Annotated in this window: 16 protein-coding genes; 10 read left to right on the top strand and 6 right to left on the bottom strand. The window is 65.0% G+C overall.

Annotated elements, in window-relative coordinates; genetic code table 11:
* Window positions 1-227 precede the first annotated feature (227 nt).
* The 4 genes from ACVJ5M_RS11320 to dapA all read left to right on the top strand — a co-directional run bounded on the left by ACVJ5M_RS11320 (window position 228) and on the right by dapA (window position 2,318).
* A complete protein-coding gene (locus ACVJ5M_RS11320) occupies window positions 228-695 on the top strand; it encodes a hypothetical protein (RefSeq protein WP_354097175.1) in 468 nt (155 codons plus the stop codon).
* Between the two features lie 20 nt (window positions 696-715).
* Entirely contained in the window at window positions 716-994 is a 279-nt protein-coding gene (locus ACVJ5M_RS11315) for a hypothetical protein (RefSeq protein WP_081369150.1), read from the top strand.
* Window positions 995-1,127: 133 nt separating this feature from the next.
* A complete protein-coding gene (locus ACVJ5M_RS11310) occupies window positions 1,128-1,382 on the top strand; it encodes a hypothetical protein (protein ID WP_063981387.1) in 255 nt (84 codons plus the stop codon).
* Window positions 1,383-1,400: 18 nt separating this feature from the next.
* Entirely contained in the window at window positions 1,401-2,318 is a 918-nt protein-coding gene (gene dapA, locus ACVJ5M_RS11305) for a 4-hydroxy-tetrahydrodipicolinate synthase (protein ID WP_456679286.1), read from the top strand.
* Between the two features lie 36 nt (window positions 2,319-2,354).
* On the opposite strand, the gene ACVJ5M_RS11300 is transcribed toward dapA, so the two are convergent.
* Window positions 2,355-2,648 carry a hypothetical protein gene (locus ACVJ5M_RS11300; protein ID WP_231143295.1) on the bottom strand — a complete coding sequence of 98 codons (294 nt, stop codon included), beginning with the start codon at window positions 2,646-2,648 and terminating at the stop codon, window positions 2,355-2,357.
* A gap of 201 nt (window positions 2,649-2,849) precedes the next feature.
* Between ACVJ5M_RS11300 and ACVJ5M_RS11295 the strand changes: the two genes are divergently transcribed.
* From ACVJ5M_RS11295 to ACVJ5M_RS11275, 5 genes are all read left to right on the top strand, one after another.
* The gene (locus tag ACVJ5M_RS11295; RefSeq protein WP_231143296.1) at window positions 2,850-3,041 is read left to right on the top strand and encodes a hypothetical protein; all 192 of its coding nucleotides are present in this window, start codon (window positions 2,850-2,852) and stop codon (window positions 3,039-3,041) included.
* Between the two features lie 17 nt (window positions 3,042-3,058).
* Window positions 3,059-3,457, top strand: coding sequence for a hypothetical protein (locus ACVJ5M_RS11290; protein WP_166102521.1), 399 nt, complete (start codon window positions 3,059-3,061; stop codon window positions 3,455-3,457).
* 90 nt (window positions 3,458-3,547) lie between these two features.
* The gene (locus tag ACVJ5M_RS11285) at window positions 3,548-3,676 is read left to right on the top strand and encodes a hypothetical protein (RefSeq protein WP_256478590.1); all 129 of its coding nucleotides are present in this window, start codon (window positions 3,548-3,550) and stop codon (window positions 3,674-3,676) included.
* A gap of 158 nt (window positions 3,677-3,834) precedes the next feature.
* On the top strand, window positions 3,835-4,470 hold the full coding sequence (gene upp, locus ACVJ5M_RS11280; RefSeq protein WP_085405247.1) for a uracil phosphoribosyltransferase: 636 nt from the start codon (window positions 3,835-3,837) through the stop codon (window positions 4,468-4,470).
* 33 nt (window positions 4,471-4,503) lie between these two features.
* Window positions 4,504-6,075 carry an AMP-binding protein gene (locus ACVJ5M_RS11275; RefSeq protein WP_354097174.1) on the top strand — a complete coding sequence of 524 codons (1,572 nt, stop codon included), beginning with the start codon at window positions 4,504-4,506 and terminating at the stop codon, window positions 6,073-6,075.
* A gap of 23 nt (window positions 6,076-6,098) precedes the next feature.
* On the opposite strand, the gene ACVJ5M_RS11270 is transcribed toward ACVJ5M_RS11275, so the two are convergent.
* Genes ACVJ5M_RS11270 through ACVJ5M_RS11250 form a run of 5 tightly spaced genes read right to left on the bottom strand, consistent with a single transcriptional unit; the run spans window position 6,099 to window position 11,491 of the window.
* A complete protein-coding gene (locus ACVJ5M_RS11270) occupies window positions 6,099-7,331 on the bottom strand; it encodes an acetyl-CoA hydrolase/transferase family protein (protein ID WP_354097173.1) in 1,233 nt (410 codons plus the stop codon).
* Between the two features lie 31 nt (window positions 7,332-7,362).
* The gene (locus ACVJ5M_RS11265) at window positions 7,363-8,529 is read right to left on the bottom strand and encodes an acyl-CoA dehydrogenase family protein (RefSeq protein ID WP_063981379.1); all 1,167 of its coding nucleotides are present in this window, start codon (window positions 8,527-8,529) and stop codon (window positions 7,363-7,365) included.
* A 36-nt stretch (window positions 8,530-8,565) separates the two neighbouring features.
* Entirely contained in the window at window positions 8,566-9,855 is a 1,290-nt protein-coding gene (locus ACVJ5M_RS11260) for a TRAP transporter large permease (protein WP_038941832.1), read from the bottom strand.
* Between the two features lie 12 nt (window positions 9,856-9,867).
* A complete protein-coding gene (locus ACVJ5M_RS11255; RefSeq protein ID WP_028147088.1) occupies window positions 9,868-10,422 on the bottom strand; it encodes a TRAP transporter small permease in 555 nt (184 codons plus the stop codon).
* 40 nt (window positions 10,423-10,462) lie between these two features.
* Window positions 10,463-11,491, bottom strand: a complete 1,029-nt coding sequence (locus ACVJ5M_RS11250) for a TRAP transporter substrate-binding protein (protein WP_283017524.1) — start codon at window positions 11,489-11,491, stop codon at window positions 10,463-10,465.
* Window positions 11,492-11,716: 225 nt separating this feature from the next.
* Between ACVJ5M_RS11250 and ACVJ5M_RS11245 the strand changes: the two genes are divergently transcribed.
* Window positions 11,717-12,919, top strand: a complete 1,203-nt coding sequence (locus ACVJ5M_RS11245; RefSeq protein ID WP_354097172.1) for a CaiB/BaiF CoA transferase family protein — start codon at window positions 11,717-11,719, stop codon at window positions 12,917-12,919.
* Window positions 12,920-12,934 lie beyond the last annotated feature (15 nt).

The raw sequence follows: 12,934 nt of genomic DNA, 5'->3' as shown, positions 1-12,934 counted from the left end.
TTGTTAAGGCAGGCCATGGCCAGGGTCTTTTCAAAAAGCCCTGCTTCTATAAGCCTCGACCTTCGGCGGCGACGGCGGCCGGGGATCTGTCGCTCTTATCCGGAAGATTCCGTGCACTTATGAAATCCTTATATCGCCCGTCCCGCCCCCATCTCGTTTTCAAATGCGCTTCCAGCCATCTTGGAGAGGCCGGCCGACTGACCGACGCCAATTCCAGGAGGCCTGACATGACCGCCGTTCTCCGACGCCTTGCCCCACCTTCCCTCAACCAGCAGCTTCGCGCGGCACCGGCAATGACGCGTCCGCTGATGCTCGACATCATCGATCAGGCCTGCCGGCGCTTCCCGTCGCGCGGGCGGAGCGAGCGCAGCGCGCATATCACGCGCCTGGTCGACGCCGAGGCCTGGACCGACGCCGCGCTGGCGCTGATCGAGCTCGAGCTGCCGCTGTGGCAGGTCCGCCGCATCGCCTATGACGAGGGCGAGTGGCATTGCGCGCTGTCGCGCGAGCGCGAATTGCCGGACTGGCTCGACGCCGCTGTCGAAGCCCGGCATGCCGATCTCGCGCTGGCGTTGCTGTCGGCCTTCATCGAGGTACAGGCATTGGCCGTGGAGGTATCGCGGCCGAGCGTTCCCACCGTGCGCGCCGCCCCGGACCCGCTCTATCAGCCGGTCGCTTGCGAGAATTTCAGCTAGGCCAAGCGGAGGTTCGCGCCTTGCCGCAATCTTCAGACATGTCGCGGGGCCTCAGCCCGACGCGGTTGATCGCGCGCTTTGCCGTCCGCATCGCACTGCTCGTCGCCTTTGCAGCCTTCGGCAGCGTCGGCTTTGCACGCAGCCTCTCCGCCCTGCTCTGGATGTCGATCATCCTGTGCGCCCTCGCCGGCCTCGTCAGGCGCGAGCCGCTGTTCGGTGCCGTCCTCAATCATTGGGACGAGGGCGTTGCCTTCGGCGCCCTGTTCGCGCTGGTTCAGGTCGTCAACGAGCTGGCCTGAACATCGGGCTTTATGACCTTCCTATGAGATCGTCGCGCAGCCTCACTCGAAATCATATTCGCTTGAAAAGATATTGATCGGGTGGTCGCGGGACACGCACCCGTCGCCCGCGTCAATCGGAAGGAATACGAAAGTGAAACTCGTCGAACCTCCCTCGTGCAGCTCTCCCTCGACCATCGTCTTCATCGGCCGCAACCACAGGGGACAGTGGGTCGCCCAGCAGCAGAACGGCCTCTACGGTGGCCTGTTCGTCAACCGCGCCCAGGCCATCAAATATGCGCTGTTCGAAAACGGACAGCACCCCGAGACCATCATCGAGCTGCCACGCGAGATCGAGCTCGACATGGGCAGCAGGCCCGATGCCGCCGCTCCCAAGCGCGCCGCCTGAGCTTCTCGGCAAAAAACCATGTTCATCCCACCCTCCGCCTGGTTCACCGGGTTCATACCGGACCTGCCGACGCCGTTCGATTCGGCCGACGCGATCGACCTGAAGGCGTTCGCTGCGCTCTGCGAGCGTCAGATCGCGGCCGGCGTACCCGCACTGGTGGTGTGTGAGACCGCCGGCGAGGCACCGACGCTCTCGCCGGCCGAGCAGGCGCTGATCATTCGCACCGCGGTCGATGTCGCGCGTGGCCGCGTGCGGATCATCGCCGGCGCTGTGTCGAATTCAACGAGCCACGCCATCGAACTCGCGCGGCGCGCGGAAGCCGCCGGCGCCGATGCCGTGATGTCGGTGGTGCCCGCCTACAACAAGCCGATGCAGGACGGAATGCTCGCGCAGTTCCGCGCCATTGCCGGCGCGATCGGCCTGCCCGTGATCCTGCACGACGTACCCTCCCGCACGCTGCGGCCGCTCGCCGACGAGACGCTTCTGCGTCTCGTCGAATCGCGCCAGTTCGTCGGCTTGCGCGATGCGAGTGGCGACATCACCCGTCCGATGCGCCTGTCCCGCCGCCTGCCTGCCGGATTCCGCTGTCTATCCGGCGACGACAGCACCGCCTTCGGCTTCATCGCGGACGGCGGCGATGGCGCGATCTCGGAGGTTGCCAACGTCGCGCCGGATCTCTGCCGCACGATTTTTTCGCATGTCAGGCAGGGCCGGCTGCAATCCGCCCGCTACCTGCACAGGCGCCTGATCCCCTTGATCGCCTGCCTCGGGAAGGAGAGCCCGGCCGCACTCAAATGTGCACTCGGCGTGCTTGGCCTGATGTCGTCCGCCACAAGGCTTCCGATCGTTCCGCTGGACGCAGCCGCGCAGAGGGAAGTGGTACGCGCATTCGCCGCGATCGCCGACGAGGAGCTGATCGACCGCGTCGGCGCCTGAGGCGTCGCACGGCATCCGGGTATTCCCATGCGGCAATCAATCGAAAGGCCTCACAGGCTGCTCCGCGCCTGGCAGCTCGCGCTGCTGCGATTTGCGGTGACGCTCGATGAGTCCGACAGGCTTAATGTCGCCGCGCTCGCGGCGGAGCTCGATCATCTGGGCGGCGGCGCCAGGGACTCCCTCCACTTCTTTCGGCGGACCAGCTCGCAACTCTGTGCGGCCATCAGCGGGCAGCGGCAGAGTGTGGAAGCGACGCTGGAATGCTTCTGCAAGCAGATCGAGGAACCGCGGCTGCGGAACGCCTTTGCCGCAGCGATCGGGATGACGCATTCGGATCCTGCGCCGTCTCAGGCCCGGCCGAAGCGGAACCCCGGTCTCTTCAGAGGACTGCCGGCGCGACGGTCGGCATCCTTATAGCATTCCTATACTGGTGCCTCGGCGCTCATCTCGCAATCCTACGCAACGATGGACATCATACGAGGCAGATTGCGGCGGCCTCGGCCACCGCCACGCTGACGAAGGAATGCAGACATGTCGATGCTGACACATGGCGTTGATCGCTCCCTTGGATGGGCCGAACGCCCCGCACGGATCTCGCCGGAGCGCAAGGCGCAGCTCAAGCGCATCGCGCTCAGCGCGCTGACCCTGCTCTCGATGGGCAGCGTGCTCGCAGCGCTGATCGCGCTGAAGACCGCGATCTATGTCTGGCATCTCCACGCCTGACGGCATGGGAGACCATCATGACCTTGCAGATGTGTGAAGAAGCCGCCATGACCGCGATCGCCCTTCAAGCCACGCGTCGCCAGCCCGAGCGACCGACAATGGCCGCGTCCGCGGCGTGCCTTGGACCGATCGACCCGGATGTCATAAGCACCGCCATCCCCGCGTTCTTCATCGGGCGCAACGGCGCCGGCCTCTGGGTCGCGCGTGAGGCGCATGGACGCGTCGGCGGTCTCTTCCTGTTCAAGAGCTCCGCGGTCGATTTCGCCAACCGGCAGAGTGGCCTCGCAAGATGCGCGCTGGTGTTTCCCGCCGAGACCTTCGAGCTCGATATCGAGAACCGCGGCAATCCGCTGATTGCGCTGGCGGAGGGTGCGAGGCGGCTCCTGGCCCGCGCGGCGACAAGGCTGCGGATATGATCGAGCTCAAGATCGCCATCCTGGTTGCGGTGATGGGGGCATTGCTGCTCGGCCTGCGCATCGGCGTCGCGCCTGCCACGGACAAGTAGCATGCAGCTCCTCAAGGGAAATCTGGAGCAGGCGGTCACTACAACGATCCTGACCATGACGCTGAGCCTGATCTGGGGCGCGGTCCTGACAATCGTGATCACGCTCGTGGCACGCGGGCTGGGAGTTTAGAACCCGGCACATCGATGGACCGTGAATTGACCATGGCTGCCTACGAGGCGAGCAGCCGGGTGCGCGGCGCCGTCGCGATGCCCGCCTGAGGCCGCGTATCCCCGCGAAAAGATCTGGCCGATCTGGCGCAATTTCACGGAACCGTGTAGATCGGTTTCATGAGCACAAGCAGCGTCAACGTCGTCGCCCACCCCCTGGTCCAGCACAAGCTCTCCCTCATGCGGGAGAAGGACCGCTCGACCAAGAGTTTTCGCGAGATCCTGAACGAGATCGGGATGCTGCTCGGCTACGAGGTGACGCGCGATCTGCCTTTGGAGCTGGTGGAGATCGAGACGCCGATCTCGCCGATGCGGGCACCGAAGATCGCCGGCAAGAAGCTCACGCTGGCGCCGATCCTGCGCGCCGGCGTCGGCTTCCTCGACGGCATGCTGGCGCTGATGCCCTCGGCGCGCATCGCCCATATCGGGCTCTACCGCGACCCCGAGACATTGCAGGCCGTGGAATATTACTTCAAGGCGCCGCAGGACCTGTCCGACCGCACCGTGATCCTGATGGACCCGATGCTGGCGACCGGCAACTCGGCCTGCGCCGGCGCCTCCCTGCTCAAGGCGCGCGGCGCCCGCGACATCCGCTTCGTCTGCCTTCTGGCCGCGCCCGAAGGCATCGCGCAGTTCCAGAGCGAGCATCCCGACGTGCCGATCTGGACCGCCGCGATCGACGAGCGGCTCAACGACCACGGCTACATCGTGCCGGGCCTGGGCGATGCCGGCGACCGGATGTTCGGCACCAAGTAGACAGGTCTGCGCGATCGGGTTAGTCCGGTTGCCATGAGCGTCAACCAATTTTCGCTTCAATCGCTGATCGGTGCCGAAGGTGCCGAGCCCGCCTTCGTGTTTGACGGCAGGCCGGTCTCGCGCGCGGAATTCTCCGGGAAGGTCGAGCAGACCGCCGCATGGCTTGCCGCGCAAGGCATCGGCCAGGGCGACGTGGTCGCGGTCTGGCTGGTCAACCGGGTCGAATGGATCGCACTGCTGTTCGCCGCTGCCCGCTGCGGTGCGATCGTCGCCTCGGTCAATACCCGCTACCGCAGCGCGGAAGTCGGCCATCTGCTCAAGGTGTCCGGCGCCAGGCTGATGGTGGTCGAGGCCGCGTTCCGCTCGATCGATTTCGCCGCCATCCTCGCCGAGGTCACCAGGGACGAAGTGCCCGCGCTGCAAAGGCTCGCGGTGGTCGGCGGGGATGCGATCCCCGCACACTGGCCCTGTGTGCGCTTCGATGCGTTCGAGACATCCTATCCGCCAGCGCCGCCGACGCGGGACGAGGTCGATTTGCCGGTGCTACTCTACACGACATCGGGCACGACCAAGGGGCCGAAGCTCGTCGCGCATTCGCAGCGGACGCTCGCCACGCACGCCGCCTCCGTCGCCAAGGCGCTGAAACTCTCGCCACAGCGCCATTCGCTGCTGGCCATGCTGCCGTTCTGCGGCACCTTTGGCATGACCAGCCTGCTCGGCTTCATCGCAGCCGGCGCGACCATCCATGTGCTCGATGCTTTCGAGGCGGCATCAGCGTCGAAGGTCCTTGGCGAACACAAGATCACGCACGCCTTCGGCTCCGACGAGATGTTCCGCCGCATCCTCGCGCTCGCCGACACACCACGGCCATTCCCACATCTCGAAGTCTGCGGCTTCGCCGCGTTCCAGCCCGGCTGGCGCGAGCTCGCCGCGGAGGCCGAGGCGCGCGGCATGCCGCTGTTCGGCCTCTACGGTTCGAGCGAGGTGCAGGCGCTGTTCTCGATCGCCCGCCCCGGTGATGCCTTCGCCGATCGCATCGAAGGCGGCGGCTGGCCGATGTCTCCCGACGCGAAGGTGCGCGTGCGCGATACCGAGACCGGGGAGCTGGCGGCGCAAGGCGTCTCCGGCGAGATCGAGATCAGCGCGCCCTCGTGCTTCCTTGGCTATTTCAACAACCCGGATGCGACGCGCGATGCGATCACCACTGACGGCTTCTTCCGCACCGGCGATATCGGCCGCCTGCGCGGCGACGGCGCTTTCGTCTACGAGACCCGCGCGGGCGATGCGATGCGGCTCGGCGGCTTCCTGGTTGCGCCGGGCGAGATCGAGGACGAGCTCAAAGCCTGCACGGGGGTTGCCGACGCCCAGGCTGTCGCGATCGATCTTAGGGGTCAGGCGCGCTGCGTCGCCTTTGTGATCCCGGCCAAGGAGCCGCCGCAGCAGGAGATGCTGGTGGCGCGCCTGCGCGAGCGGCTCGCCGGCTACAAGGTGCCGGCCCGAATCTATATCGTCGACGCTTTCCCCGTCACCGACAGCGCCAACGGTGTGAAAATCCAGCGCGCCCGGCTTCGCGCCATGGCAATGGAACGGATCGCCGCCGAATAGGCCGGCCTGTTTCAGATAGCTCGCTAGTGCGCGGCGCGAAGTTGTGCCGACAGCGCATCGCGGTGCCCGGGCGCCGCGATCGCGATCATGCGGCGCGCGCGCTCGGCAAGTCCGCAACCGCGCAGCTCCGCAACGCCCCATTCGGTCACGATGGCATCGACGTCGGCGCGCGGCGTCGTCACGGTCTCCACATTGACGACAATGCGGCTGGTCCCGTCGGACGCCGTCGCCGGCAGCGCGATGATCGCCCTGCCCCCGGGCGATGCATTGGCACCGCGCACGAAATCGAGCTGCCCGCCGATGGCGCCGATCGCGACGCCGTTCAGCGTCTCGGAATTGACGCTGCCGTCGAGCCCGACCTGGAGCGCCGAGTTGATCGCGACCAGCCGGTTGATTCGCGCCAGCACGTTCTGGCCGTGCGTATATGACGTCAGCCGCACCGAAACAGCCTTGTTTTCGTGCACGAAGCGATAGAGCCGCTTCGTGCCGATCACCTGGTTCGTCACCGTGATCCCGGCATCGATTCCCTTCTCCGCATTCGTGACCGCGCCGCGCTCGATCAGGTCGACGACGGCGTCATTGATCAGGCCGGAATGGATGCCGAGATTGCGCGCATGCGACAGCGAAGACAGGATCGCATCCGGAATCCGGCCGACGCCGAACTGAAGCGTACTGCCGTCGGCGATCAGGCTCGCCGCATGTGACGCGATTTTCCGTGAGACGTCATCAAGTGGCGCCGGCGGCAGTTCGACGGGCGGACGGCGAGCGGCGACCCGCAGATGGATCGGCGCGTCCGCAGGCCATTCCGCGCCAAACGTCCAAGGCGCATCCGGATTGATCTCGGCGATGACGATGCGCGCGCCCCGTGCGGCATCGATGACATAATCGTTGGAGAGGCTTGCGCTCAATCGACCATCGCCGGACTCGGCGAGTTGCACCAGCACCACATCCGCACGGTGGCGCCGTGAGGCGAAATCGGCGCAGAAGGCGCTGTAGTTGCTCGGGATCACGTCGAGCCGTCCCGCTTTCGCGAGCCGCCGCGCATTGCCGATCACACCATAGCTCTGGAACGAGATGTTGGGCGCGCACGCCGCGGAAAAGGTGTCGGAGAATATTGGACCGACCATCATGCGGAACGCCGGCAGATGCCCGGCTTGCGTGACCAGCGCTTCGGTCAGGGTGACCGGCTCAGCCGTTGCCTGCCCGCACACGACACGGTCGCTCTCCCGGATCAGGCCGGAGAAGTCGAGGTCCATTGGCGTCCCCGCTCAGCGATTCGCGCGAAGACTAGTAAGACTTCGCCAGTCCGAGCACCTTTTCCGCAATGAAGCTGAGCGCGAGCTGCGGGCTGACCGGCGCGATGCGCGGGATCAGGACCTCGCGCAGATAACGCTCGACGTGGAACTCCTTGGCGTAGCCGAAGCCGCCATGGGTCATCACCGCTTGCTCGCAGGCGTGGTAGCCGGCTTCGCCTGCGAAATATTTCGCGGCGTTCGCACCAGCGCCGCTGGGCAAGCCCTTGTCGTACTGCCAGGCTGCCTGCATCACCATCAGCCAGGCCGCCTCGAGCTCGACCCAGTTCACCGCGAGCGGATGCTGGATGCCCTGGTTCTTGCCGATCGGCCGGTTGAACACCACGCGCGTCTTGGCGTATTCGGTCGCGCGCGACAGCGCGAGCTTGCCGAGGCCGACGGCTTCGGCGGCGATCAGGATACGCTCGGGGTTCATGCCTTCGAGGATATACTGAAAGCCCTTGCCCTCTTCGCCGATGCGGTCCTCCATCGGGATCTCGAAATCCTCGAAGAACAGCTCGTTGGAATCGACGATCTTGCGACCCATCTTCTCGATCTCGTGGACCTTGATCTTCTTGCGATCGAAATCGGTATAGAACAGGCTGAGGCCGTGGGTCGGCGAGCGCACGTCCTCCAGCGGCGTGGTGCGCGCCAGCAGCAGGATCTTGTGCGCGACCTGCGCGGTGGAGATCCACACTTTTTGGCCGTTGACGATGTAGCGGTCGTTCTTGGCCACAGCACGCGTCTTGAGCTGGGTAGTGTTGAGCCCGGTGTTGGGCTCGGTGACGGCGAAGCACGCCTTCTCGCGGCCCTCGACCATCGGCGGCAGCATGCGCTTGCGCTGCTCTTCGGTGCCGAACACCACGACGGGGTTGAGCCCGAAGACGTTGATGTGCACCGCGGAGGCGCCGGACATGCCGGCGCCGGATTCCGCGATGGCGCGCATCATGATCGCGGCTTCGGTGATGCCGAGCCCGGAGCCGCCATATTCCTCCGGCACGCAGATGCCGAGCCAGCCGGCATCGGCCATCGCCTTGTGGAAGTCATGGGGAAAGCCGCCGTCGTGGTCCTTCTTCAGCCAATAGGCGTCGGGAAAGTCCTCGCAAACTTTTGCAACGGCGGCGCGAATGGCTTCCTGCTGATCGGTGAGCGCGAAATCCATATTCTTGATCTCCTTATTGGGAGCCGGGCTCCGGTCCTAGCGCCCCATCTGCGAGGGCAGCCAGAGAATGATGGACGGAAATGCCACCAGAATCGCGATTGCGATCAGGTGCGCGATGAAATGCGGGAAGGTACCGTGGAAGACTTCCGCCACCGGTCGCTTGGCATAGCGGGCGACGATAAAACAGTTCAGCCCGACCGGCGGCGTGATCATGCCGACCTCGGCGGTGACGATCTTGATGACGCCGAACCAGATCGGATCGAAGCCGAGCGTCTTGATCAGCGGCAGCACGATCGGCACGGTCAGCACCAGGATCGCGATCTGGTCCATGAACGAGCCGAGCACGATGTAGCCGCACAGGATCAACGTGATGATCACCCAGCGCGAGGCGGGCAGGCTGCCGATCCAGGCGACGAGGTCCTGCGTGACATGGGTGAGCGTGAAGAAATAGCCGAAGATCGAGGCACCGACCAGGATCATGATGATCATGCAGGTGCCGTGGCAGGCGCGCAGCAGCGTCGCATAGAGCGAGGACGGCGTGATCTTGCCCTTGACGATGGCGAGCAGGAAAGCGCCGAACGCGCCGAAGGCGGAGGCTTCCGTCGGCGTCGCGACGCCGAGATAGATCGTGCCCGTCACGATCGAGAACAGCACCACCATCGGCGAGACCTGCCACAGCAGCGCAAACTTCTCGCGCCACGGTACCGACTTCGCGGCCGGTGCGCGCGATGGATCCTGCCAGACCAGGAAGTAGATCGTGGCCATGATGGTGAACGTCACCAGGATTGCCGGGATGATGCCGCTGATCAGGAGCTTGCCGATGTTTACCTCCGCCAGCAGGCCGAAGATAACGAGCGCAACGCTGGTCGGCAGCAGCATCGACAGCGTGCCTGAGATCGCAACGACCCCCGCCGCCATCTTCGGCTCGTAGCCCTGGCGGATCATCGCGGGCAGGCTGGTCGAGGACAACGTCGCGGCCGAGGCGGTCGAGGTGCCGCAGATCGCACCGAAGCCGGCGCCTGCGAGCGCAGTTGCCATGCCGAGGCCGCCGGGAATGCGGCCGACCCAGGCCGAGGCGGTCTTGAACAGATCGTCTGCGACACCCGACAGCAGCACGAGGTCTGCCATCAAGAGAAACATCGGAATGGTGATCAGCTCGTAGGCCGAGACGGTCGAGAGCGGCGCTGTCTGCAGGATGCCGAGCAGCGTGCCCCATCCGCCGACCATCACGAGGCCGACCGAGCCGGAAAAGGCCATGGCGAAGCCGACGGGCGTGCCGAGCGCGAGCAGGCCGAACAGCAGGGCGAGAACGATGAAAGGTGTCATGGATATCGCCCGTTACTCGAAGCCGCGTGCTTCGCCGACACCGGTCACCGGCGGCAGCGGATAGAGGTCGCGGCCGCTGACGAGGCTCAGCACATTGCCGACCAGCTGGAGCGCGAGCCGCAACACCAGCACGCCGCAGCCGAACGGCACCAGCGCAGCCGAGATCCAGGTCGGCCAGGGGATCGCGCCGGAGAGCACGTCGTGCTGCTCGTAATTCTCCAGCGCGCGCTCGAACCCGACCTTGCAGATCAGGATGAACACGAACAAGCCGGCGAGCGCGGTGACGATCTCGGACAACCGCCGCCCGGTCAGCGAGAAGCGCGACAGGAGGATGTCGACGCCGACATGGACATGCTCACGCAAGGCGTCCGACAGCGTGAAGAAGAACACACCGGCGAGGAGGTAGAGTCCGATCAGATCATAGGTGAAGGAGAACGGACTGTTCAGCGCGTAACGCATGAACACGTCGGTCACCACCAGCAGCATGATCACGAACATGAACACCACCGCGATCACCGTCAGCGCGCGTTCCAGCGCGCCGAGCACATCTCCTGCCCGTTTGATCACCTCTAGCGTCTCCCTGTTGGATATCGGACTACCTGGCGCTTTACTTGGCGCCGCCCGCGGTGAGCAGATCGTCGAACTCCTTCAGCGCGGCAGACGCCTGCTTGCCGCGGCTGTCGAGCCCGCTCGCCCACTCCTTGCCGACGCCCTTGAGCTTGTCCTTGATCTCGGTGCGCGTCGCCTCTGGCAGCGGATCGAAGCTGATGCCTTCGTCCTGCATTTGCTTCTTGGTGACTTCGCCTTCCTTTTCGACGCCGGCGCAGGCTTGCGGCGTAATCGCCTCCGAAGCCTCGTTCATCGCCTTCTTCACGTCGTCGGGCAGCTTGTCCCAGACCGACTGGTTGATGGAATAGGCGACGATGAAGCTGCCGAAGCTGACGCCTTCGGTGGCGTGCTTGACCAGCTTGTCGAGGCCGTAGGAGACGACGCTGTCGAGCGGGAACAGCAGGCCGTCCATGGTGCCGCGCGACAGCGACTCATAGGCATCGGGCGCAGCCATGCGCACCGGCACGGCGCTGAGCGCACGCAGCGTCAGGTCCTGCGCGCCGCCCGTGGTGCGCAACTTCAGGCCCTGCATGTCCTTGGTGGTTTCCACCTTCGACTTGACGGTCCACACCTGGTAGGGCGGCAGCACTACGGCGAGCAGCAGCTTGATCTTGTTCGGCGCGTATTCCTGCTTGGCGAGAATGCCTTCACGCGCGATCTTCCAATAGGCGAGTGTGCCCTGGCAGCTGGTTGCGAACGCACCCGGCAATTGCGCGACTTCCGAGAGCGGCATCTTGTCGGAGACATAGGACGGTCCGATGTAGCCGATGTCGACCACGCCGGACTGCGTCAGACGCAACATGTCGGCGGCTTTGCCGATCTGCTGGTTCGGATAATAGGTGAAGGTCACCGTGCCATTGGTGCGCCTGGTGACGTCGTCCATCCAGGGCTTCAGCATCAGGCGGACGAGATAGTGACCGGCGGGGAAGCTATCGGCGACCTTCAGCTCCAGGGCCTGCGCCTGCAGCGTCGAGACCGGCAGCGAGAGAGCGAGCACTGCTGCGGCCCTGACCAGATTCTTCTTCATGTCGTTCTCCTTGACGCGTCCCCACGCCGAACGCGGCAGCGAATTGCTGCGGCGCCGTCCGGCCCTCGCTCTATTTCTTGCTTGAAAATGTACATATAGGTGAATTTATCTGTCAAGTATATGAACTATGCATGGAGCTATGCGTCGTAGACCGGAGCCGTCGAATTGACACGGCTACTTTATGAACTTTAACTCCACCTATATGAATTTATCCAACGAGGCCTCATGGGACCGCTCGCCGGCTTCACCATTCTCGACCTGACCTCGGTGCTGATGGGCCCCTACGGCACCCAGGTGCTGGCGGACATGGGCGCCGACGTGATCAAGGTCGAAAGCCCCGAGGGCGACATCGTTCGCCAGATCGGTCCCGGCCGCACGCCCGGCATGGGCGGGATGTTCCTCAATGCCAATCGCGGCAAGCGCAGCATCGTGCTCGACCTGAAGAAGACGGAAGGCCGCGACACCTTGCTGCGGCTGGCGAAGCAGGCCAACGCGCTCGTCTACAATGTGCGCCCGCAGGCGATGGCCCGGCTCGGCCTCGACTACGAGACGCTAGCCGCGATCAATCCCGCTCTCGTCTATGTCGGCGCGTTCGGCTACGGCCAGTCCGGCCCCTATGCCGCAAAGCCCGCCTATGACGATCTCATCCAGGGCGCCGCCACGATTCCGACGCTGCTTGCGGCGGCCGGCGACGGCACGCCGCGCTACGTTCCCGTCACCATCGCCGACCGCATCGTCGGCCTGATGCTGGTCAATGCGATCATGGGCGGGCTGATGCATCAGAGCCGCACCGGCGAAGGCCAGCGCATCGACGTTCCGATGTTCGAATCGATGACGGAGTTCGTGCTGGTCGATCATCTGGGCGGCCTCACCTACGATCCGCCGCTCGATCATGGCGGCTATGCCCGCCTGCTCTCGCGCTATCGCCGCCCCTACAAGACCAGCGACGGTTATCTCTGTGTCCTCATCTACAACGACAAGCACTGGCGCAGCTTCTTCGAGGCGATCGGACAGCCGCATTTCCTCGATCAGCCGCGCTTCGCCAACCATGCGTCGCGGACGAAGCACATCGACGAGATCTACGAGGAGATCGGCCACATCTTCCTCACACGCACCACCGCAGAATGGCGCGAGCTGCTCGAGCGCGCCGACATTCCGGTGATGCCGATGCATACGCTGGAGACGATCCTCGAAGATCCGCATCTCAACGCGATCGACTTCTTCAGGACCGTCGATCATCCCGTCGAAGGCCGGATTCGCCAGATGCGCGTGCCCTCCACCTGGAGCGTGACCCAGCCGGAAGCCGCCGGCCCCGCACCGACGCTCGGCCAGCATGGCCGCGACATTTTGCGCGAGGCCGGCTTCTCGACCGAGGAGATCGAGCAGCTCGCAGAGCAAAAAGCAGTTCACCTGGCCGCGCCGCCCTAACGGCAGCGCTGGCCA

This window comes from Bradyrhizobium sp. S3.7.6 (assembly GCF_054061875.1).
Note: the sequence above shows the minus strand (reverse complement) of the source record. Positions and strands in the feature narration are given on the sequence as shown.